This window comes from Aliarcobacter cryaerophilus ATCC 43158, from assembly GCF_003660105.1.
In the GTDB taxonomy this organism is placed as follows: domain Bacteria; phylum Campylobacterota; class Campylobacteria; order Campylobacterales; family Arcobacteraceae; genus Aliarcobacter; species Aliarcobacter cryaerophilus.
Genome location: NZ_CP032823.1, coordinates 1280971 through 1304087, shown reverse-complemented (window position 1 = coordinate 1304087; position 23117 = coordinate 1280971). Strand labels below are relative to the sequence as shown.

The following is a 23117-nucleotide window of genomic DNA, read 5'->3' as shown; positions in this document are numbered from 1 at the left end:
ACTATGCTTAAGAAAATAATAACAGGTGTGATTATATCGATAATTTCAATGATACTTTCTTTATATATAAGTGATAAATTCAATAATAATGAATTAGAATATAAAGATAGTAAAAAAGAGCAATATCTAAATATATCTAGTGATATTTTAAAAGATTTTACTTTATTTTATAAAGATAATAAGATAGAACAGATTAGTATGTATCAAGTTGGATTTTTTAATAGAACAAATAGAGAGATTGAAAATGTTGAGATATTTTTTGAATTTAAAAAAGATATTCCAAATATTATAAATAAAGAGTTTTTTAATCCTTCAAATTTACCATCAAGTGTAGGTATTTCAGAAATTGAAAAAGTAAATGATAGGGTGTATAAGGTAAATATTAAAGTCTTTAAGCAAACAGGAGATGATAAATATTATCTAGCTAGATTTATATTTGAAGGAAATGAAATACCAGAAATAAGTTTTAGTACACCAAATAATAGGGATTTAAATATAGTAGATTATTCATATATTAAAGAGTGGATTATTATTATTTCTGGGTTTATTACAATTATTACAATTATACTTATACCACTAATAATATATGATGATTACAGTTCAAATAAGAATTGGTTAAAAAGAAAAGAAAAATTTAGAAATATTTTAATAGAACAAAATAAATTTAAAGATATAGAAATTGAAGATATTTTAACTATCTATGAAAAGAATTTTAAATATAAAAATAGTTATTTTTATAATAAACTTCAATTATTAAAAAAAGCTAAAAGTAAATAAATTATTTTATTTATTTGTAGATAATTTAGATTAAAGTAATAACTAAAAGGCTAAAGTAATTTGATTAAAAATCTATATAAACCAATAATCATAATATTTTTATTATCAAATACTTTGGTATTTGGTAATTTAATAAATGGGTTTCATTATTCTAACAAATCAAATACCTCAAACTCAAACCAAACCTCAAATGCTTCAAATATAGTAGCAAAAAATATCATTATAAATACAGATGAGAAATTAAGTACAAATACAAATGTAATAGGCTCAAATGTGATAGCAGATGAAAATCTGTATGTAAATACAAATAACTTAAATGTAAAAGCTTCACAAGATATGTTTACTTCTTCAAATGATAGTAAAAGTTTAAATGGAAGTATCTCTTATACAATGTATGGTGGAGGTGGAGGAACTGCTGGATTAGGATTTGGAAAAAGTGACTCTTCAAATGATAGCTTTGTAAATAATAACTCAAACCTACAATCAAATAATATGTATGTAAATGTAAAAAATGATGCAATATTCCAAGGAGCAAATCTAAAAGCAAATGATACATTAAACCTAAATGTAGGAAATAACCTAGTATTAGAATCTTTAAGAGATGAATCCTCAAGTAGCCATAAAGGGTTTAATGTAAATGTAGGTGGAGGCTCAAGTTCTGTAAATGGTGGATTCTCTATGAGTAATGGAGTAAGTCAAAGTAAACAAACAGTCCTAAGCTCAATAATAGGTGATAAAGTAAATGTAAATGTAGGAAATAATACACACCTAAAAGGTTCACTTCTTGCAAGTGGGAATTATGATGAGAATGGAAACTTTATAGATAATAATAACCTAAACTTTACTACAAATACATTGACATTTGGAAACTTATCAAACTCAAATTACTCATCTAATAAATCTTTAGGAGCAAGTGCAAACTTTAATCTAGGTAGTAAAAATGATAAAAACCAAGATGTGCAAAAAGGAATTTCAAGTGTAGGATATAATGCTTCAAATTCTCTAAGTGTAAATGCAAGTAAAACCCTAGCAACATTGGGACAAGGGAATATTAATATAAAAGATAAAGAGAACTCAGACGATTTAGAGAGATTAAATACTGATACAAGTAAAATAAATAAAGAGTTGTATTCAAGCTCAACAGGAACATCTGTAGATGCAACATTGGATACAAGATTACTTACTGTTGAAGGTAGAGAGCAGATAAAACAAGAGTATGAAGAAATGGGTAAAAATATGGCTATTATTGGAAAAACATTACCAAATGCAGAGAGCGATAATCCTATAGAAGCAACAGCTGGTGAAGTTTGGAATGCTTTAACAAAATATCTAACTCTAGGAATAATTCCTTCAAATGAAAATAATGGTGGGATTTTAGGGAATATACCTATTTGGTTTGGTGTAGATGATAATTTACATAAATTACAAGGAGATACAAATAGTAAAGATGTATATCTAAATGGAATACTTAACTCTGAACCTGATGCAATGCAAGGTGGAAAAAATATAATAGGAGAAGATAAAACATATGTAAACCCTTATAATCCTACAAGAGGAATATTAGGAGATTTAATAGAAGCAGGAGTTGATAAATGGGGAGATAGTATAGGAATACAAACTGGAATTAGTAAGCAAGTGCAAGAGTATCTAAATAATAATACAGATTTAAATGTATATATGCATTCACAAGCTCATCTTATAGCAAAACAAGGAGCTTTAAGTTCTAAAGATAATAACCATACATATAAAAGTTATGGAGCTCCAATGAGTGATAAGGATATAAGTGTAATTTTTAAAACTAAAGCCAATAAAAATGATGGAGACTATGTAGCAAATCCAATAAATATATTTGATTCTAGTACTTGGAATAAGCCAGGTCATGGAACAGAGAACTATGGTGCTTCAAAAGAAGCCAAAGAAAAAGGAGTTAAATAATGAAATATTTATTAATTTTTATTAGTTTATTTCTCTTAAATGGTTGTTTGGGTGCTAATTTTATGGGAGCAAAAAAAATTATTGCGGGAGGAACTATCACTGAACGATGGTATTTTAATCCAGAATATAATAAGGAAGATATTCCAAAAGGAACGGCATTTTATGGGGCAAGTGCAGATAAAATAAAATATAAGTTTATAATTAAATATTATCAAACAACAGAAGATGGAAAAAGTGATATAGAAATTCCTAAAAAAGATATTTGGACAATAAAACATAATGGTAAAAGATTTAACTATCAAGATGATGATAATTTGTTTTACTATAATAAAATAAATGATAGTTTTGTAAAACATATTGATTCTTATAGAAATAAACCTGAGGCTATAAATAGTGATGAGGAAATTTTAGCTGTTAAACAATGTTATGAAAATGCTTGGTGTAAGCTTTATCCAAATATTTATGAAAAAATAGATATTTATGTAAAGCAATCTATTTTAGATAAGCCATTGAGTGAAGAATAGTAAAAGGCAATAAAAATTCCCTCGTTCCCAATGTCCACATTGGGAATGCAGACGAAAGTAGAAAATAAAAGGTAATAAAACTTGAGCATAAACCCAATATTAAATAAAAAAATATTGTTAAAACTAACATTTATAAAAACAAACGAAAATATGAATATAAGTGCAAATAGTATTACAAATAATGCAGGAGTATTACTTTCAAAAGGAAAAGCAACTTTAATCTCAAATGATGACTTTGTAAATAAAAATGGAGGAAGTATAAAAGGTAGTGATGTCCAAATAGCTTCAATAAATGGAAGTGTGATAAATGAAACATACTCAAATACGAATAATCTAAAATTTGGAATAAATGATTTTACATATACAAACCTAGGAAAAACAAGCTCTATAGAAGCAACAAATGGAAACTTAGTAATCCAAGCAAAGAATGATATAACAAATATAGGAGCAAACTTAAGTGCAAAAGATAGTCTGCTTCTTCAAACTCAAAGTGGAGATATAAACCTAAATGCAATAAAACTAGAGCAAGGATATAATGTTTACTTTAAAGGTGGATTTGATAAAGCAAAAGATGTGCAATACCAAACATCAGATATAAATGCAAATAATATTTTAATGCAAAGTGGTAATAATATAAACCTAGAAGCCTCTAAACTAAATGCAAATAACCAAATAAATCTAAATGCCCAAAATGATGTAAATATTCTAGCTTTAAATAGTGAATATTATAGAGATACACAAACAACTACAAAAGGGTTTATGAGTAAAAAAACACAAAGAGATATGGTCTATAAAGAGAGTGTAAACTCTAGTGAACTAAATGCAAATGATATAGTAATAAATGCTTCTAATAATGTAAATTTAGAGGCATCTAAGCTAAAAGCTCAAGATAATATTATCGTAAATGCAAAAGATGGTGATGTAAATATAATAGCAAAGGAGTATAGAGAAGGGGAACTGCACGAAAGAAGTAAATCATCTTTTGGTGGAATGATAAAAAATGAGTATAAACTAGAAAAAGATAACCTAAAAATAAAAAGCTCTGAAATATCTGCAAATAATATGATACTAGATGCAAAAACAATAAATGTAGAAGCCTCTAAACTAAAAGCAAACTCAATGGAAATAACAACAGAGATATTAAATATGATTTCCTCTAAAGAGAGCCTTTATGAAAATGAGTTCTCTATAAAAGGTGGAATACTAACAGCAACTATTGAGAATAAAGGTAAGATAGAAGAAGTTGTAATACCAAGTACAATAGAAGTAAATGATAAACTAATCTTTAATAAAAAAGATATAACAGATCAACTAGAAACTGATAACCTAATAAAAACTCTTTCAAGCCAAGGAAATCTTACAGTTGAACAAATAAACCTAGTAAAACAAATAGCAAACTCTAAAGAGTGGCATGATAAAACAACAACTCTAAGTGGATTAGGAGCATTGATAATTACAGTTATAGTAACATACTTTACAGCAGGTGCAGGAGCAGGTATTGCAGGTTCTTTATCAGGAGCAGCAGCTGCAGGAGCTAGTGCAACAGCAACACAACTAGCAGTTCAAACAGCAATACAAGCAACTATTCAAGCAGTAACAACACAAGCAACAACATCTTTGGTAACATCAGCAATAACAGGGAATAAACCACAATTAGATTTAGAGAAAGTAGTAACAAGTGCAGTAACTACTGGAATTTTATCTTATGCAAATAGTACATTAGGAACAAATGCTTTAAAAGAAAATATGGCAGTATCTGATTATGTAAAAAATGCAAGTATAAATGGAATAGGACAAGGGATAAGCTCAGAAATAAGAGGTGGAGAGTTTAAAGATGGCTTTGTAACAGGAGCAATAATATCAGTAGTAAGTGATGGAGCATTACAGATGAGAAAATATCAAGAAACAAACTATGACTACCCAGGGAAAAATGATGAAAATGCAATAGGGATAAATCGTACAAATCTTACAGGAAATAAAAGTATACTTGGAAATAATGAGTTAGCAGGAGCTTTTCCAGAATTAGTAGTTAAAGAAGATGGACAATTTTATTTTAGACCAATCGAAGGACCAACAGGAGGATATGTATTTGGAGATAGAACACTGTTTGGAGTTAAGATTGATAAAACAGGATTTTTTGGATATGTATTAGAGAATTTCGCGGGACCACACGATGCTCTATCTAGTTGGAATTATCAAAATATTGGTGGACAAACAAGTATAATAAAAAATGATTTTATAAATGGAACATTAGGAAGTGGAGTACTCTTAATACCAGCTGCTCCATTTGCAGCAGGGACATTCATACAAGATAACTATCAATATATCCAAGATGTTAGATATTTCTTAAATGAAAATAAAGATAAAAAACAAGAAGCCATAAATAATGCAAAGGATAATAAATGAAAAATATTATACTTATAATATTAACTTTAGTAGGACTGAATGGTTGTTATGCAGGACCTGCAACTTATGAAGTATTTGAAAATAATAATAATTGGAATATAGGAAAGTCATATACTCCAAATGCAAATAAGAAGTTTAGAGAGATTTACAGTGAAGATAAATATATTTATAAATTTAAAGGTGATGACCCAAGATGTATCTTTGGTCACCTGACTAACCGAGATGATAAACCTGAAAAGGTTATAGGTTGGATTATAATTTCTGGAAAAGAATTTTGTAAAGAACAACAAGCTTATGGGTTTCAGATTTAAGAAAATAAATGAAAAATAGTATTTTCTTATTTATCTTTTTTATTGTTCAAAGTTTAAATGCTTCTTTAAACTTAAATGTAGGTGGAAGCTCAAGTTCTGTAAATGGTGAAAAATTAATGAAGTATGGAGTAACTCCTGATGATATAAAATATAATGATGTATTTAATGACTTTAGTCCAAAGAGGTAAGTATGAAATATATATAAAATATTTTTTAGCTTATCTCTCATTTTTTGCTGGAATAGGGCTTATTATATTTTCATTTCTTGGTACATTTAAATATTATGGCTTAGAATTAACATTTGTAGAAAGAGACCTTATTTCTCTTGGCATCTTTCCTTTATTTTATGTATATCATAAATTAAAGCCCTTTAAAATAACAGGAGGTTTAGATTTATATTTAAAAGAGAAATGGAATAATTATCTTGATAGCCAAAAAACTTGTTTGAATTGTAATAAGGTTGTAAAATCAAGTGAAATAAAAAATGGAGTATGTAAATCTTGTAGAGATTTAGATAAGAAAAGTCCAAATATCGGATATAAAAGAAAGGATAAAAATGAATAAAAGAATTATTGTGAATTTGTTTTTAGTAGTATTGTTTTTTAGTGCTTGTTATAAAAAGATAGATAATACTTCTATTAACGATAAATATAGAATTTTAGATGAAGTATCAGTTGTTGGAATTAGTAAAAATATTGAAATTATATATAATCATAGAAATGTTACAAATGATAAATGTTCTATTATAAGTAAATTATGGCTTAATCAACTTACTGATACTGTTAAATTTAGTCAAATATTGAAAAATAAAAATATAGAAGTAGTAAACTTAGGAAAATCTGTAAAGAGATTAATAGTTATAAAGCCAATGGTATATAAAAATACATTTAGTAGTTTTTGTAAACCAAATGAAATTTATACAGAAGTTTTTTTATATGATGTTGAAAATGTATCTAAAAATTGGAGCTCAAAAACTTATGAAGATATTATAAATGAAATAGATTTATTAAAAGATGATAATATAATTTATACTAATAGATATTTTTCAGATGAAAATTTTAACAGTTTCCCAGTTACTGACTATAATTATTTTTCTTACAAATTTAATCAAACAACAAAAGAAGATGTAACAAAATTTTTTAATATAGTAATTGAAGATTTAGAGAGAGTTGTAAACTTCCCATAAACTAAAATAGGGGGAGAATTTTATTTATAATAGAAAAGGAAAAACATGAAAAATATTTTATTAATAATAACTATTTTGTTTATAATAAGTGGTTGTTATTCAAAAAACACGAGTCTAAATGAATTAAAAGAAAAAGCAGAACAAGGCGACAAACTTTCTATGGCTAAACTGGTTCTTATTTATCAAAAAACTGATGATTACCAAAATGCACTAAAGTGGCTCGAAGAAGATGCTTCAAGTGGTAATGAAGAAGCTATAAATGAATTAGGGAATGTATATCTAAATGGTCTTTTAGGAGTAAATAAAGATTATAATAAAGCATTTGGATATTATCAAAAAGCTTCAGATATAGGATATTTTGATGCTATTAATAACCTTGGATATATGTATGATTTAGGTTTAGGTATAAAGCAAGATAGATTAAAGGCAATTGAAATTTACGAAGTAGCGGCAACTAAGGGTCTATTAGAGCTTTATACAATCTTGGTATTTCGTATATGAGTGGATTAGATGGTGTGCCAAAAGATATAGTTCAAGCTTATAAATATCTAGATATAGCAAGATATAATACACAATTTTCAAAGAATATGAACTTAAAGTGGTCTATTAGAGCAAGACTTGATGATTTAGATTCAATAATAACTATCTCACAAAAAAAAGAAGCAATAAAGTTGGCTGAAGAATGGACAAAATCATTACACAAAAAGTAATTTTTTATTTTTAAAAGATAAAAATGAGTAAAGTTTCGATAATTTAAAAAATAAAAAATTATTTAAAATAAAACAAAAAGGAAAAACATGAGCAGTATAGGAAAAATTTTAAATTATGTAGTTGTTGCTTTTTTAGTGACATTTTTTGTAGGTTGTGGTTCTATTTACAACTATAAAGTTGAACCAACACCAATAAAAAAAGGTGAAGCAAAATTTGTGATAGAAGAGTTTAATTTAACGCTAATTCATGGACACGGAAGAAATATAAATAACACTACTTTTAAAAATGAAGATGAGTTAAAAGACTCTTTTGTTAAATTTATAAATCAAAAATTAAAAGATAAGAATTTATTAGGTAGTGTTGAAAATAGCTATAAAGTAAAAGTAAATATGAACTATGAAAGAAGATACAATTATGGTGGTAATGCTTTGAATAAACCTTATTTTGATTATTCATTAGATATTTTTGACCAAAATAACAGGCTTTTAGTAACTTATGGATTAGGGAAAGCTACAACAAAATATTCATATTTTGAAGAGATTTCAATAAATACTCAAATTGGATTTTTTAAGTGGAAAGCAGAAGATGAGCCAAGAGATATAAACTTAATTTCAGATTTGATTGTAAAAGAGATAGCAGAAGTAGGAAAATAGATTTCTTTCATTCTCAAGATTTTTTTGGGAACTGAAAAGTAAAATATATTTTAATTATAAAATCACATAAGAGGAAAAAATGTTTAAATTATTTAAAATAACATTTATTAGTATAATTCCAATTTTCATGCTTATTGGATGTTCTAATAAAATTAATAATATTTCTAAAAAAAGTAGTTATAAAGTTTTAGATGAGGTATCTATTATCGTTGAACAGATTAATGGTGATGTTTTTAGATCATCAACATCTATTATGTTTACAGGTAGTGCTGCTTTTCCAATAGCACCTATTATGACTTTTAAGCCTGTTGAATCTTGTAAAAAAGAGAGTGATGTTTATTTATATGATATTACAAATAATATATCTAAATTTCAAGAATTATTCCAAGACAGAAATATAAAAATTAGAAATATAAATGAACCTATAAAAAAAGTATTATTTATAAAGATTACAGGATATCATCTTGAAAATAATAAAACTTGCGAAATGTACACAATATGGACAGATGTTTTTTTATATGATGTCGAAGATGTATCAACAAATTGGGATAAAGAAGAAGATGTAAATATCTTAAATACTATATCAAAATTAAATGAAGACAGAATAATATATAAAAATAAATTTGGTTCAGATAAATATTTTAATAGTTTTCCAACGGGTCAATTTTCAAGTGATTATTTTTTTAATAAGAATTTAGATAAAAATGTCGAAAAATTTTATAAGGAAGTAATCAAACATTTAGAAGAAGTTATCTCTTTTCCTAATAAGTAATTTTAGAATAAATTAAATATAGTAAATAATTAAAACAGAGTTTCTTGAAATATAAACTCTGTTTCACCCAAAGCTTTTAATTTAAAACTAAATCTATGAATATCACTTCTTCCAAACTCTCTTATAATTTCAATATGTGCTTTTGTTCCATATCCTTTATGTTTTTGAAAGTTATAATTTGGATATTTACTTGAAATTTCATTCATAAATCTATCTCGACTAACTTTTGCTAAAATTGAAGCAGCACTAACTTGAGCATATTTTGCATCTGCTTTTATCTCTTTTTTAAGATTTTCTATACCAAAATTTGTATTTCCATCCATTAAAAAATTATTACTAAATTTTTGTAATTGTTGCATTATTTCTAAAATTGAAGATTTAATACAAAAACTAATACCAAAATCATCTATCTCTTTTGCACTTTTGAAAACTATATGATATTTTGATTTCTCTTTTATTTCATCAAAAAGTTTTTCTCTTTTTTTTTCACTCAAAACTTTTGAATCATTTAGCCCTAAAATATCTTTTTCCAAAATAACACCAGCAACTACTATTGGACCAGCAAGTGGACCACGACCTGCTTCATCAATTCCGCATAAATTTTTCATAAAAACCTTTGATTTTTTTTAGAAAAGTATTATAATAGAAAATATATTTTATATAAAACTTGACAAGACTTGACTAAAGTTATATAATAACATTAGCAATTAAACAATAGGAGTGCTAATATGAACGACAATATTTTTGAAAAAATGACAAATCAACTAAGAGAAACAATAGATAGTAGCGTAGCTTTAGCTTTACACAATAAAAATCAAGAGGTGCAAATAGTTCACTTGATTTGGGCATTGCTTACAAATACTAATTCAGTTTTAAACCAATTATTAAATAAAATGAATGTAAATAAAGCTGCAATTGAGCTTGAAGCAAAATCAAATGCAAGTAAACTTCCAAGTGTAAGTAGCGTTACAAAAGAGAGTATAAAACTTTCACGAGAGCTTTATGAGAGTTTCCAAAAAGCACAAGGACAAATGGCAAGTAATGGAGATAAGTTTATAGCTATTGATACTTGGCTTATTTCAAACTTTGATAATAAAGTATTAAAAGATATTTTAGGTAAATATATAGATTTAAAAGAGGCAAAAAAAGAGCTAGAAGCCTTAAGAGCGGGAAAACAAATAGATAGCCAAAGTGGAGATGATAATCTTGAAGCTTTAAATAAGTATGGAATAGATTTAAATAAAAAAGCAATAGATGGAGAGCTTGATCCTGTTATTGGAAGAGATGAGCAAATAAACAGAATGATGCAAATCTTAATTCGAAAAACAAAAAACAATCCTATTTTAATAGGAGAGCCAGGAACTGGAAAAACTGCTATTGCAGAAGGTTTAGCTCAAAGAATTGTAAATAAAGATGTACCTACCAGTTTATTAAATAAAAGAGTTGTAACTCTTGATATGGGTGCTTTAATTGCAGGAGCAAAATATAGAGGAGAGTTTGAAGATAGATTAAAATCTGTAATAGATGAAGTTAAACAAGCTGGAAATATAATTTTATTTATTGATGAGATTCATACTATTATTGGAGCAGGTGCAAGCGAAGGAAGTATGGATGCTGCAAATATTTTAAAACCAAGTTTGGCTAGAGGAGAGCTTCATACAATTGGTGCAACAACGCTAAAAGAGTATAGAAAATATTTTGAAAAAGATACAGCAATGCAAAGAAGATTTCAGCCTATAAAAGTAGATGAACCGAGTGTAAATGAAGCTTTACATATTTTAAGAGGTATAAAAGAGAAGCTTGAAACTCATCATAATGTTACTATAAATGATAGTGCATTAGTTGCTGCTGCAAAACTTTCAAATAGATATATAACAGATAGATTTTTACCAGATAAAGCAATAGATTTAATAGATGAAGCAGCAGCAGAGCTTAAAATGCAAATAGAGAGTGAACCAACTGCACTATCAAATATTAAAAGAGAGATTCAAACTTTAAATGTAGAAAAAGAGGCTTTAAAAATGGAAAAAAGCCAAAAAAATGAAGATAGAATAAAAGAGATAGAAAAAGAGTTAGCAAATAAAAAAGAGGAAAAACAAAATTTAGAAGCTAGATTTGATAATGAGAAGCAAACTTTTAATGCTACAAGTGAATTAAAAATAAAAATTGATGAACTAAAAACGAAAGCAAATATAGCTAAACGAGAGTCAAAATTTGAAGAAGCTGCAAAAATAGAGTATGGTGAGATACCTGCACTTGAAGCAAAAATTAAAGAAAATAGTGAAAAATGGGATAGAATGCAAAAAGAGGGAACACTATTAAGAAATAGTGTAGATGAAGAGAGTATTGCTTCTATAGTTTCAAAATGGACTGGAATTCCTGTAAATAAGATGATGGATAGTGAAAAACAAAAGGTTTTAAAAGTAGAAGAGGTTTTAAAGCAAGATGTAATAGGGCAAGATGAAGCAATAAAAGCAATTAGCAGAGCAATTAAAAGAAATAAAGCAGGTTTAAGTGAAACTTCACGACCAATAGGAAGTTTCTTATTTTTAGGACCAACAGGAGTTGGAAAAACTGAAAGTGCTAAAACTTTAGCAAAATTTTTGTTTGATGATGCAAAGTCACTTATTAGATTTGATATGAGTGAATATATGGAAAAACATGCTGTTTCAAGACTTGTTGGAGCAGCTCCTGGATATGTTGGATACGAAGAAGGTGGACAATTAACAGAAGCTGTAAGAAGAAAACCTTATAGTGTAATATTATTTGATGAGGTTGAAAAAGCACATCCAGATGTATTTAATATACTTTTACAAGTTCTTGATGATGGAAGATTAACAGATAACAAAGGTGTTACGGTTGATTTTAAAAATACAATTATAATTTTAACTTCAAATATTGGAAGTTCAAGAATTATTGAAATAAGTGATAAAGAAGAAAGACGAAAAGCTGTTTTAGATGAATTAAAATCTCATTTTAGACCAGAATTTTTAAATAGACTTGATGATATTGTAATTTTTGAACAATTAGGACTTCAAGCAATTACAAATATTGTAGATATTTTATTTAACAATATTAAGAAAAAAGTTGAAGAAAAAGGTATAAAAATATCTTTAACAAACGAAGCAAAAGAGTATATTGCAAAGATTGGTTTTGATCCTATTTATGGAGCTAGACCCCTTAAAAGAGCTATTTATGAGATAGTTGAAGATAAGCTTGCTGATTTAATACTTGAGGATAGTATTGGTGAGGGAAGTAATGTTGAGTTTGATATTAAAAGAGATGAGATTGTTGTAAGTGTATCTTAAAGAAAAGAATAGTTTAAGTAAAATTTGCCTATAATCCACAACTTAATTTTGAAAAATATAAAAGGGTAAGAGTAAGATGAAAAGAACATATCAACCACATAACACTCCTAAGAAAAGAACTCACGGGTTTAGAGTAAGAATGGCTACGAAAAATGGTAGAAGAGTAATTAATGCAAGAAGAGCTAAAGGTAGAAAAAGATTAGCTGTTTAAGTAAGGACTTTAGGCTTAATAGCCAAAAAGAGTTCAACAAACTTTACAAAAGCGGTAAAAGTTGGCATACGCCGACTTTTGTCGCTTTTTTTATGCCAAAAAATGATCTAAAATTGGCTTTCGTTGCTTCAAAAAAGATTGGAAATGCAGTTTTTAGAGCAAAGGCAAAAAGAAGATTAAGAGCTTGTATTTTGGATTATGAAGATAGACTAAAAGAAGGAAGCTATATTTTTGTAGCTAAAAATCTCATACACGATAAGAATTTCCAAGATTTAAAAAGAGATTTTAATTTTGCTTTCAAAAGGCTAGAAGTTCTTAAATGAAAGCTATCTCAAAACTTTTTATAAAGTTTTATCAAAAATATTTAACAGTTTTATCATATGGTTCGTGTAGATACTATCCAACATGTTCACAATATGCACTTTGGCAACTTGATAATAATAGTTTTTTTAAGGCTATTTTTTATACAATAATACGCATTTTAAAGTGTAACCAACTTTTTGATGGTGGTTTTGACTATCCAGTAATAAATAGGTTAAAAAAAAATCAAAATATCAAATATAATAAAATTAAAATAGTATATTGGTATGTGCCTTTAAAAAATGGAAAATTTTTAGTAGTAAAAAACAGGGAGTGGAAGAAGTAGGATGAATAGTAGTAATAATCAAAACAGTGGTTTACAAAAACGAATGATAATAATGACCGTATTGGTTTTTGTATTTTTTATAGCTTATGAATTTTTGGTTTTAAAGCCAAAACAGATTGAGAAGATGGAACAACAAAAAATAGAGCAAGAGCAAAAAGCAAATTCTGCTCCAGAGATAAAAGAGCAAATAAATAATAATACAAACTCTTTAGCACCAGTAGTTAATGAGAGTAAAAATATTGTTGCTACAATTAAAACAGAGAAAAATATTATAGAAATTGACAATCTAGGTCGTATATATCAAGTTACTTTACTTGAAGAAAAGTATAAAGATGATAAAAATAATCGAATTAAACTTTTTGCTGATAATCAGTTAAGACCATTGGAAGTTAGATTTTCAAATAGAGTTTTAAATGATGAAGCTTTTAAGGTAGATGTAATAGCTAGTTCTTCTACTATCAATGCTACAACAAATAATCAAGAGCTAACTTTAACTCAAACTCTAAGTGGTACAACTTTGACAAAAAAGTTTACATTTTATCCAGATGGACACTATGATTTAGCTGTTAGTTCTACAAACAATGAGCAGTTCTTTATTACAAACGGATTTAGACCAAATGTTTTGGCTGATATGTATGCTGTTCATGGATTTATTGCAAAGCTAAATGATGGAACTTTAGATACGATAGAAGATGGTGATTTAAAAAGCAATAAAGATTTAGTAGGTGTTAAATTTATATCAAATTTTGATAGATATTATGCAACTGTTATTTATAATTTTGAGAAATCATTAGCAGTTACTCTTATGCCTGATGCAAATAATGATGCTCAAGCATTTATTCAAGCAGGAACTAGTACAAATTTTAGTGGATTTATGGGACCAAAAAATCATAAAGATTTGGAAGCTTTAAATCCTCAATTAATTGATGTAATAGATTATGGTTGGTTTACATTTATTGCAAAACCAATGTTTGTTCTTCTTCAATTTTTACAAGGATATATTGGAAACTGGGGTTGGACTATTGTTGTTTTAACTATTTTAATTAAACTTGTGCTTTATCCTTTATCATATAAAGGTATGATGAGTATGCAGAAATTAAAAGATTTAGCACCAAAAATGAAAGATATCCAAAATAAATATAAAGGTGATAAGCAAAAACAATCAATGGCAATGATGGAATTGTATAAAAAACATGGTGCAAACCCAATGGGTGGATGTTTACCATTAATTTTACAAATTCCAGTTTTCTTTGCTATTTATAGAGTTTTAATTAATGCAATTGAGTTAAAAGGTGCTGAATGGATTTTTTGGATACATGATTTAGCTGAAATGGATCCATATTTTGTATTACCAATTTTAATGGGTGCAACGATGTATATTCAACAAAAAATTACACCAAATACAATGCAAGATGAGATGCAAAAGAAGATTTTCCAACTATTACCAATAGTGTTTACATTCTTCTTCTTGTGGTTCCCAGCTGGACTTACTCTATATTGGTTTGTAAATAACTTATTTACTATAGCTCAACAATATACTATTAATAGAATATTTGAGAAAAAAAGAGTCGCAAATACTAATTAAGTAGGAAGTTATGAAAAAGTTTGAAGCAGATAGTTTAGAAAAAGCCTACGAAATGGCAACTTTAGAGTTTGGATGCTCAATTACAGAGCTTTCAATTGAAGTATTTCAGCAACCAAGTAGTGGTTTTTTAGGTTTTGGAAAAAAACGAGCGATAATATGTGCTGTTTGTAAAACAGATAAAGTAGATAATAATGATTCTTTGAAATCTTATAGAAATAAGAGTGTAAATATAGAAGATGTTAGCTCAAGATTGGAAAGTTCTAAAAAGAATAGTGTTGAAAAAGATTGCAAGAAAACTTTAGAAACTGAAGAAGTTTCTTGTAATGTTCCAAAAGTTGAATCAAAAGAGAAGATTTTTGATAAGTTTTATCATGAAGAAAAATCAAATGATATTTCAAAAATTATAATTAAAAAATCGAAAGATGAAATAATATCAGAGATAAAAAATGGTTTAAATCTTTTGTTTGATAAATCTTGTTTTAGATTAGAAGATATAAAAGTTAGTTTTTATGATGATGAGACAATTTTTATTGAATTTTTGGGAGAAGATTCTGCACTACTTATTGGAAAAGAGGGCTATAGATACAAGGCTTTATCATATATCTTATTTAACTGGATAAATGATAAATTTGGATTGATGCTTCGTCTTGAAGTTGCTGAATTTTTAAAAAATCAAGAAGCTGCTATTTGTCTATACCTAGAGCCTGTAATTGAGATAATCAAAGAGAAAGGAAGCTTTAAAACAAAGCCTCTTGATGGTATTTTAGTACATATTGCTCTTAAAAGATTAAGAGAAGAGTTTCCTTTGAAATATGTTGCTGTTAAAACAAATATAAAAGGTGAAAAATATGTACTTGTAAATGAGTACAAACAAAAAGAAGATTAATATTGTATAACGATGATACTATTGTAGCAATTGCTACAGCATCTGGAATAGGTTCTATTTCAATAGTTAGAGTTTCAGGAGTAAAAGCTCTTGAAATTGCTTTTAAAATTTCACAAAAAACTACTATAAATCCAAGAGTTGCAACACTATCTTATTTGTATGATAAAGATCAAAATATTATAGATGAAGCTATAATTTTATATTTTAAAGCTCCAAACTCTTTTACAGGTGAAGATATAATTGAGTTTCAAATTCATGGTGGAGTTGCGATTGCTTCAATTGTTTTGGATACAGTTTTAGAATATGGTGCAAGGATGGCAACTGCTGGAGAGTTTTCAAAAAGAGCTTTTTTGAATAATAAAATAGATTTGAGTAAAGCAGAAGCAATATCAAAAATAATTGAAGCAAGAAGTAGTGATGCTGTAAAACTATTGGCTAGGCAACTAAAAGGTGAGCTTAAAGATTTTGTAGAAGATATCAGAGAAGATTTGCTTTTTATGCTTGCATATACAGAGGTTACTATTGATTATGCTGAAGAAGATTTACCTAGTGATATTTTTTTAAAAATTGAAGAAAAGATAGCAAAAATAGAACAAAAACTAGAAAATACGCTAGAAGCTAGTAAAAGAAGAGAAGGTATGATTGATGGATTTAAAGTTGCAATCATTGGAAAGCCAAATGTTGGGAAATCTAGTCTTTTAAATAAGCTACTTAACTATGATAGAGCTATTATTTCAGATATTGCAGGAACGACAAGAGACACTATTGAAGAGAGTGTAAAAATTGGAACACATATTATTAAAATAGTCGATACTGCTGGAATTAGAGAAAATACAAGTGATGTAATTGAACAAATTGGAATTGAAAAATCAATAAATGCTATAAATGAAGCTGATATTATTGTAGCTTTATTTGATAATAGCAGAATTAAAGATAGTGAAGATGATAAGATTTTAGAGCTTTTAGCTTCACAAGAAAATAAAAATATTATCAAGATTTTAAATAAAACAGATTTATCAAATTTCTTTGAAACAGATTTAATAGGTGAATTTATAGAACTTTCAACAAAGCAGAATATTAATTTACTTATTAAGAGTATAGAAAAAATATTGGATGAAAATAGTGGAACAGATGAGCTTACATTAGTTTCAAAAAGACAAATAAATAGTGTTGAAAATACATTACAAAATATAAAAATGGCAAAAACTCCACTATATAGTGGAGAATTAGAGTTTTTTGCACACCATATAACAGAAGCTTTACATGAAATTTCGAATATTACTAGACCTTATGAAAATGATGAGATGTTAGATGTTATGTTTGGTGAATTTTGTTTAGGAAAATAGTATGAAAAAATTTTTAATTTTTGTTTTACTTTTTTTATCTACTAATATTTATGCAGATAAATGGGATGACTTTCTAAAAAATAGTGGTTTTCCAAAAAAAGTAGTAGATGATGGAAGTTTAGTAAGTGGTAAGATTTTAGATGCAATTGTAAGCTATCAAATTAAAAATAATGATGGAATAAAAGGAAACTTTGAAAATAGTGATAGTGCAAAAATTATAATTAAAAATAATAAAGGTCAAACGCTAAGTACTGAAAAGTTTTTGAACGTTTCTGAGCTTAGAGTTTGGGGAAGAGATAACTTTATTGAGATTTTTAGCTTTGTTATTGGTGATAGAAAGCTAGACTCAAAAACATTAAATGAGCTTACAAATTTGGCAACTATTGCTTTGATGAATAAAAATATAAAGTAAGCTAAACTATTTTGGAATAGTATAGCTTATTAATTTTGCATTGTTTTTATCAATATCAATCCAGCTATTACAATCAAAATCTATTTGCATAACTGCACCCTCTTCGAATTTCTCTTTAAATCCTAAAAGTGTAACTGCTAAAGCAGTTAAAGATGGATTATGACCTACTATTAACATACTATCTATACTGTCATAAGTATATGTAATAGTTTCTATTAGTTCATTTACAAATGCCATATATAAAACTTCATTTAGCATAATAGTTTTGTTATATCCTAACTCTTTTGCAAAAATTTCTGCTGTGTGTCTTGTTCTTACTGCTGGACTTGCTACTATTAAATCAATTTGATGATTTTCCAAAGCCAACTTTTGAGCCATTTGAGTCGCTTTTTCGATGCCTTCTTTAGTTAATTCTGTATCATAATCGTATTCGTTTGGTGTTTCTCTTTGTTTTGTTGTATGCCTTGCTATAAAAAGTTTTTTCATTTTTCCCTGCTTTAAATAAAAATGCTAGATTTTAACTATATTTTTATAAATTAATAATAAAATTATCAAAAATAGATATAAGGAAATATTACTAATGCTTAAAATTTTTTTGAAAAGTATTTTTTTTAGTATCTTATCAATATTTTTATTTGTATTTATATATTTATTAAGTGAAAGTATTCTTTCAAAAATTACAACAAATTATTCTACAAATGAAAATCTTGTGTATGAAATTTTTATAAAATCAAATGGAGTGCATACAGATGTAGTTTTACCTATAAAAAGTGATATGATAAATTGGTTTGAGTTTTTCAATTTTGAAGATACTTTAAGCAAAAGAGATGATTTCTCATATATTAGTGTTGGTTGGGGAGATAAGGGTTTTTATCTAGATACTCCAACTTGGGCACAATTAAAACTTAGTACTGCTTTGATTGCAGGATTTGGTCTTGGAAATGCTGCTTTACATATTACATATTATGATGAGATTGTAAAAGATGATTTAACATATAAAATAAAAATCTCTAAAGAACAGTATAACTCAATAATATCTACAATAAAAAACTCTTTACAATATAAAGATGAAAAACCAATAAATATAAAAACAACATCACAATATGGACAAAATGATGCTTTTTATGAAGCAATAGGAAGTTATAGTATTTTTCACACTTGTAACACTTGGACAAATAATTTATTAAAAAAAGCATCTTTGCCAGCTTCTTTTTGGGTAGCATTTGATGATGGAATTTTGTATCAGTATAATAAAAAAAGCAACCCTTGACCAAAGAGTTGCTTTAAGATGTAATACTAACCAAATATATCTTAATTTTTAAAGGCAATAACTTTATTTCTTCCCTCTTTCTTTGCTTTATATAAAGCAAGGTCAACTTTTTTAAGAAGTTCTGTACTTAAAATTGGTTCATTTGCTTCTGCTACACCCAAACTTATTGTAAGTTTTTGAATATCTTTAAACTTATGTTGTTCAATGTTTTGTCTTATTCTTTGAGCTATGTAAAAGGCATCTTCTATATTTGTATTTGGTAGTAGTATTAAAAATTCTTCACCACCAATTCTAGCAAAAGTATCATCTTCTCTTAAGGATTTTTCAACAACTCTACAAGTTTCATTAAGTACATAATCACCAACATCATGCCCATAAGTATCGTTTACATTTTTAAAATGGTCTAAATCAAACATTATCAAACTAAAAATTGTATCATCTGATTTTAATTTTTCTAATTGTTGATTAAAAATATTAAAAAAATAGTACCTATTGTATATTTTTGTTAAATCATCAATAGATGCTAAATCTTTCATCTTTTTATAGGCAGTTTTTAGTTTATTTGTACGATTCTCAACTTTCATTTCAAGTTCGCTATTTAGTTTTTGGAGTTCAATAGATTTCTCTTTTAATGATTTATTTAATATATTAAAAGCATTTAAAAGCATTTTAGAAATTATAAAAGATAAAATAAAAGATAAGATAGTGAAAAAAATAGCCAAAGATAGAGTAATGTTTATATTTTTATCATGTTCTTTTAGTTCTATATCTCTTTGGTTTTCTACAATTTTATTAATATCTTCTAAATAAAAACCACTTCCAATGACTAAATCACTGTTTGGTAGTTGTCTTACAAAAGATATTTTATCTTCTATTAAATTTGTATTAGGATTTAGCCATTTATATGTTACAAATCTATCTGCAGATGAGTTTTGTGTTATTAATTTGACTACATTATTATAGTTTTTATTATCAATAATATATAGATTTTCACCCTCTAGATGGCTTAAAAATGAGTGAACAATTACATCACCTTTTGTATTAAAAATAAAATAATAATCACTAGCTGTATTATTTATATTTTTTATTAGATTTAAGAAAGATTTATAAGCTTTCTCTTTGTTTTCAGTTAATAATACTTGATTTTGAAATATTTGAGTAGCAATTTGGATATTTGTTTTTACTAAACTCTTTTGTTTGTCTATTAAATCGTTTTTGTATAGTTCGAAATTACTATTAAGTGTAGATTTGTATCCAGTTATTATTAGATAAAAAACTAAAAAAACAACCAAAGGAATAAAAATCATAGGAGCATATTTTATAAAATTAACTAACCTTTTTTCCATATTAACTACTTTTTAAAAAGATATAGGCATTATATCACAAAATATTAATAACCTTAAATTAGAGCCCATTCATAAAATACAATTGTTTCAATATTTATTTTTTTATTATCTATTTTTTGATTATTTGAAATAGTAATAATCTCTATTTTCTCTATATTTAGCTCTAAAGCATTTTTTATAATTTTTTTTAGTAAATTTGAATTCAAATCAAGATTAAAAAAAGGGATACAAACAATTGCTAAATTATCATCTTTTATATAAAAATCAATGTTATCAAGATAATAAATAGTTTTTTCCTCTTTTAATAGTTCCAAAAAAATCATATTTGCAAACTCTTGTTTAAATTTTTTTGAAAAACTAATAGCACCCAAAAAAGCATAGTTATAAGAGTATATTTTTTTTAAACTCTTCTCTTGATTATATTTTCCTACAAAAAAAATAGAGTTTTTATCTTCTAACTCTTTGCACTCTTCATAAAATCTATCTTTTGATATTTTGATTTTTGATTTTAGTTGATTAAATAGTTGAAAAATTGATTTTTTCTCATCGATATTTTCTATTAAGATTTTTAATATCTCATAGCTTGTATCATCTTTTGAGTTCATTTTTATAATATCTTGAAGTTTTGATATTTTTTTATGTTCTTCTACATTTATAGAAAGTGGTAAATTCCCATATTTCAAAAAATTATTGAAACTTTGAGTAATATTTTGATGTTTATTATCAAATAAGAGGTACTCTTCAAAATCTAAGGCAAAAAGTTCTATTTTTTTAAAATTTTTATATTCAATATTCTTTTGAGAAGTTAAAATTACATTTTCACAATTTGGAATTTTGCACTCATTATTAAAATTTTCCAAAACCAAAACTTTTATATTTTTTAAAGATATAAAATCATTTAGTAAACTTAACTCTTGGTTTATATTATTATTTCTTAAATCAAAAAAATCAATATATAAATACTCTTCATTTTTAAATTTACTTAAAAAATCAAATACTAAATAAGATTTTCCAACTTTTGAAGCTCCACATATTATAGTTTTTTTGTGTTCAATTTTTATTTTTCTATCCAAAAAATTTATTTTGGAGAAGTTTATTTCATAGTTTTCTTCAAGTAGCTTCATTTTTTACTCAAGATTATCGCCTCTTTTATTGCATTTATATAGCTTTTTGTATTTGGATTCTTATTTTTATATGCTATATCAAAAGCTGTTCCATGATCTACGCTAGTTCTTATAATTGGTAGATTTAAACTAACATTTATGCTCTCATCAAAATATAGAGCTTTTAGTGGAGCTAATCCTTGATCATGATACATAGCTATAAAATATTTGTAGTTTTTTCTATTATTTGGAGAAAAAGCAGTATCTGGTACAAGTGGATTTGAGAAAATATTTTCACCTAAAATTTTATTTGCTTTTTTTATAGCTTTTTGGATTTTTTTTTCTTCTTTTCCTAAAACTCCACCATCTCCAGCATGTGGATTTAGTGCTAGAACAGCTACTTTTTTTGCATTTGTACAAGATTGAAAATTTTTGAAAAAATTAATAAGTTTTTTTGTTTTTATACTTTTTGCAACATTTTTTAAAGCAATATGTTCTGTAAATAATGCTACATACATTTTTTCACAACCGAGCATCATAATTGCATCTTTATTATAAAAATCTCTTAATACCTCTGTATGACCTTTATACTTTAGCTTCGCTTTTCCCCATGACTCTTTGTTTATTGGTAAAGTACAAATTGCATTTACACTTTTTATATTTGCAAGATTGATTGCATCCATAAAAGATAGATATGAAAAAATACCAGCTTCTTTTGTAGTTTTTGAAGGTGTTATTTCAAAATCACCAAAAGTTTCATGTATCATAAAATCATCAGGAATTTCACTTTTTAAAAGCATAGAAGCCTGTTCTAGCATTTGACGATTTATACAATATATTGGTTGGCATATTTTTTTTATAATATCGTGAGATTTTAATGCAATTTCTACACCAATACCATTTAAATCTCCAATACTAATAGCAATTTTAGGAAGAGTTGTCATTTTGAAATAAGATTTTTCATCTCAACTATTGCAGAAGATAGTCCTGTAAAAACAGATCTTGCAATAATACTTTGACCGATATTTAACTCAATAATATCTTTTATTTCACAAATATTTTTTACATTTTGATAATTTAATCCATGACCAGCTGCTACTTTTAAGCCTAAATTTACAGCATAACTTGAAGAGTTATTTATTTTTTCTAAACTATATTCTAGTTTTTCTTTAAGTCTCTCTTTTGGAAGTTCTAACTCTTTAATTGAGTGTTGAGTATGTTTTAAATTTGTATTTAACATAGCATATATATTTGCAAAAGTTCCTGTGTGAAGCTCTACCCAAGAAGCTCCTAACATATTTGAAAGTTCTATGGATTTTAAAGTAGGGTCTATAAAAAGTGAAACTTCAATATCATTTGATTTTAATTGCTCTATTGTACGGCTTATTTTTTGGAAATTATTTTCTAAATCAAGACCACCTTCAGTTGTTACTTCTTCTCTATTTTCAGGTACTAAAGTTACTCTATATGGTTTTAAACTACAAACAATATCTATAATATCACTATTAATAGAACACTCTAAATTTACAGGAAGTGCTGATTGTTCGATTATAGCTTTTGCATCTAAATCGTGTATATGTCTTCTATCTTCTCTTAAATGAATAGTTATTTGATCTGCACCGCTTATTTTACAAATGCTAATAGCATCTAATGGATTTGGATCATTTATTTTTCTAGCCTCTCTTAGAGTTGCTATATGGTCAATATTTACACCTAAAAGCATATTTTT

General features: G+C 26.5%; 27 protein-coding genes. 21 read left to right on the top strand and 6 right to left on the bottom strand.

Translation table 11 applies throughout. The annotated features are described in order from the left end of the window. Positions 1–3: 3 nt before the first annotated feature. The 12 genes from ACRYA_RS06530 to ACRYA_RS06475 all read left to right on the top strand — a co-directional run bounded on the left by ACRYA_RS06530 (position 4) and on the right by ACRYA_RS06475 (position 9275). Complete coding sequence (locus tag ACRYA_RS06530) at positions 4–777, top strand: hypothetical protein (protein WP_105918152.1); 774 nt, start codon at positions 4–6, stop codon at positions 775–777. A 60-nt stretch (positions 778–837) separates the two neighbouring features. Continuing rightward, positions 838–2712, top strand: coding sequence for a hemagglutinin repeat-containing protein (locus ACRYA_RS06525; RefSeq protein WP_105918151.1), 1875 nt, complete (start codon positions 838–840; stop codon positions 2710–2712). Next, the gene (locus tag ACRYA_RS06520) at positions 2712–3236 is read left to right on the top strand and encodes a hypothetical protein (protein ID WP_105918150.1); all 525 of its coding nucleotides are present in this window, start codon (positions 2712–2714) and stop codon (positions 3234–3236) included. The genes ACRYA_RS06525 and ACRYA_RS06520 overlap by 1 nt, the downstream gene beginning before the upstream one ends. Before the next feature lie 81 nt (positions 3237–3317). Beyond that, on the top strand, positions 3318–5642 hold the full coding sequence (locus ACRYA_RS06515; RefSeq protein ID WP_228199731.1) for a hemagglutinin repeat-containing protein: 2325 nt from the start codon (positions 3318–3320) through the stop codon (positions 5640–5642). Next, positions 5639–5953, top strand: a complete 315-nt coding sequence (locus tag ACRYA_RS06510; RefSeq protein WP_105918154.1) for a hypothetical protein — start codon at positions 5639–5641, stop codon at positions 5951–5953. Before ACRYA_RS06515 ends, ACRYA_RS06510 begins: the two co-directional genes overlap by 4 nt. A gap of 8 nt (positions 5954–5961) precedes the next feature. Next, positions 5962–6141, top strand: coding sequence for a hypothetical protein (locus ACRYA_RS06505; protein WP_105918155.1), 180 nt, complete (start codon positions 5962–5964; stop codon positions 6139–6141). Then, entirely contained in the window at positions 6119–6517 is a 399-nt protein-coding gene (locus ACRYA_RS06500) for a hypothetical protein (RefSeq protein ID WP_133160991.1), read from the top strand. Before ACRYA_RS06505 ends, ACRYA_RS06500 begins: the two co-directional genes overlap by 23 nt. Further along, complete coding sequence (locus ACRYA_RS06495; RefSeq protein ID WP_105918157.1) at positions 6510–7139, top strand: hypothetical protein; 630 nt, start codon at positions 6510–6512, stop codon at positions 7137–7139. Before ACRYA_RS06500 ends, ACRYA_RS06495 begins: the two co-directional genes overlap by 8 nt. Positions 7140–7184: 45 nt before the next feature. Then, positions 7185–7640 carry a tetratricopeptide repeat protein gene (locus tag ACRYA_RS06490; protein ID WP_105918158.1) on the top strand — a complete coding sequence of 152 codons (456 nt, stop codon included), beginning with the start codon at positions 7185–7187 and terminating at the stop codon, positions 7638–7640. After that, a complete protein-coding gene (locus ACRYA_RS06485) occupies positions 7637–7849 on the top strand; it encodes a hypothetical protein (protein WP_105918159.1) in 213 nt (70 codons plus the stop codon). The genes ACRYA_RS06490 and ACRYA_RS06485 overlap by 4 nt, the downstream gene beginning before the upstream one ends. Positions 7850–7936: 87 nt before the next feature. Then, positions 7937–8503 carry a hypothetical protein gene (locus ACRYA_RS06480; protein ID WP_105918160.1) on the top strand — a complete coding sequence of 189 codons (567 nt, stop codon included), beginning with the start codon at positions 7937–7939 and terminating at the stop codon, positions 8501–8503. A 79-nt stretch (positions 8504–8582) separates the two neighbouring features. Further along, on the top strand, positions 8583–9275 hold the full coding sequence (locus tag ACRYA_RS06475) for a hypothetical protein (RefSeq protein ID WP_105918161.1): 693 nt from the start codon (positions 8583–8585) through the stop codon (positions 9273–9275). Between the two features lie 29 nt (positions 9276–9304). Here ACRYA_RS06475 and rnhB read toward each other — a convergent pair whose 3' ends face one another. Next, on the bottom strand, positions 9305–9883 hold the full coding sequence (rnhB, locus tag ACRYA_RS06470; protein ID WP_105918162.1) for a ribonuclease HII: 579 nt from the start codon (positions 9881–9883) through the stop codon (positions 9305–9307). A gap of 120 nt (positions 9884–10003) precedes the next feature. On the opposite strand from rnhB, the gene ACRYA_RS06465 reads away from it, so the two are divergent. The 8 genes from ACRYA_RS06465 (at position 10004) to ACRYA_RS06430 (ending at position 17669) form a co-directional block, all read left to right on the top strand. Next, complete coding sequence (locus ACRYA_RS06465; RefSeq protein WP_105918163.1) at positions 10004–12583, top strand: ATP-dependent Clp protease ATP-binding subunit; 2580 nt, start codon at positions 10004–10006, stop codon at positions 12581–12583. Between the two features lie 76 nt (positions 12584–12659). Then, positions 12660–12794 (top strand): 50S ribosomal protein L34, encoded by a 135-nt coding sequence (rpmH, locus tag ACRYA_RS06460; RefSeq protein ID WP_024775877.1) that lies wholly within the window; start codon positions 12660–12662, stop codon positions 12792–12794. Further along, the gene (rnpA, locus tag ACRYA_RS06455; protein ID WP_105918164.1) at positions 12782–13117 is read left to right on the top strand and encodes a ribonuclease P protein component; all 336 of its coding nucleotides are present in this window, start codon (positions 12782–12784) and stop codon (positions 13115–13117) included. Before rpmH ends, rnpA begins: the two co-directional genes overlap by 13 nt. Continuing rightward, on the top strand, positions 13114–13440 hold the full coding sequence (gene yidD, locus ACRYA_RS06450; protein ID WP_105918165.1) for a membrane protein insertion efficiency factor YidD: 327 nt from the start codon (positions 13114–13116) through the stop codon (positions 13438–13440). The genes rnpA and yidD overlap by 4 nt, the downstream gene beginning before the upstream one ends. A 1-nt stretch (position 13441) precedes the next feature. Further along, the gene (gene yidC, locus ACRYA_RS06445; RefSeq protein WP_105918166.1) at positions 13442–15025 is read left to right on the top strand and encodes a membrane protein insertase YidC; all 1584 of its coding nucleotides are present in this window, start codon (positions 13442–13444) and stop codon (positions 15023–15025) included. Positions 15026–15035: 10 nt separating this feature from the next. Beyond that, positions 15036–15911: a Jag N-terminal domain-containing protein gene (locus ACRYA_RS06440; protein ID WP_105918167.1), complete on the top strand. Its 876-nt coding sequence runs from the start codon at positions 15036–15038 to the stop codon at positions 15909–15911. Between the two features lie 2 nt (positions 15912–15913). Next, positions 15914–17257, top strand: a complete 1344-nt coding sequence (gene mnmE / locus ACRYA_RS06435; RefSeq protein ID WP_105918168.1) for a tRNA uridine-5-carboxymethylaminomethyl(34) synthesis GTPase MnmE — start codon at positions 15914–15916, stop codon at positions 17255–17257. Position 17258: 1 nt separating this feature from the next. Further along, positions 17259–17669, top strand: a complete 411-nt coding sequence (locus ACRYA_RS06430; protein ID WP_105918169.1) for a hypothetical protein — start codon at positions 17259–17261, stop codon at positions 17667–17669. A gap of 6 nt (positions 17670–17675) precedes the next feature. On the opposite strand, the gene ACRYA_RS06425 is transcribed toward ACRYA_RS06430, so the two are convergent. After that, the gene (locus tag ACRYA_RS06425) at positions 17676–18155 is read right to left on the bottom strand and encodes a SixA phosphatase family protein (protein WP_105918170.1); all 480 of its coding nucleotides are present in this window, start codon (positions 18153–18155) and stop codon (positions 17676–17678) included. 94 nt (positions 18156–18249) lie between these two features. On the opposite strand from ACRYA_RS06425, the gene ACRYA_RS06420 reads away from it, so the two are divergent. Continuing rightward, complete coding sequence (locus tag ACRYA_RS06420) at positions 18250–18939, top strand: TIGR02117 family protein (RefSeq protein WP_105918171.1); 690 nt, start codon at positions 18250–18252, stop codon at positions 18937–18939. Between the two features lie 41 nt (positions 18940–18980). Here the strand turns inward: ACRYA_RS06420 and ACRYA_RS06415 are convergent, their stop codons facing one another. From ACRYA_RS06415 to ACRYA_RS06400, 4 genes are read right to left on the bottom strand one after another with little or no spacing between them, the layout of a single operon-like run. Continuing rightward, entirely contained in the window at positions 18981–20285 is a 1305-nt protein-coding gene (locus ACRYA_RS06415) for a diguanylate cyclase (protein WP_121443289.1), read from the bottom strand. A gap of 53 nt (positions 20286–20338) precedes the next feature. Further along, the gene (locus tag ACRYA_RS06410) at positions 20339–21409 is read right to left on the bottom strand and encodes an ATP-binding protein (RefSeq protein ID WP_105918335.1); all 1071 of its coding nucleotides are present in this window, start codon (positions 21407–21409) and stop codon (positions 20339–20341) included. Continuing rightward, entirely contained in the window at positions 21406–22332 is a 927-nt protein-coding gene (gene pdxA / locus ACRYA_RS06405; protein WP_105918334.1) for a 4-hydroxythreonine-4-phosphate dehydrogenase, read from the bottom strand. The genes ACRYA_RS06410 and pdxA overlap by 4 nt, the downstream gene beginning before the upstream one ends. Continuing rightward, the gene (locus ACRYA_RS06400; protein WP_105918333.1) at positions 22329–23111 is read right to left on the bottom strand and encodes a pyridoxine 5'-phosphate synthase; all 783 of its coding nucleotides are present in this window, start codon (positions 23109–23111) and stop codon (positions 22329–22331) included. The genes pdxA and ACRYA_RS06400 overlap by 4 nt, the downstream gene beginning before the upstream one ends. Positions 23112–23117 lie beyond the last annotated feature (6 nt).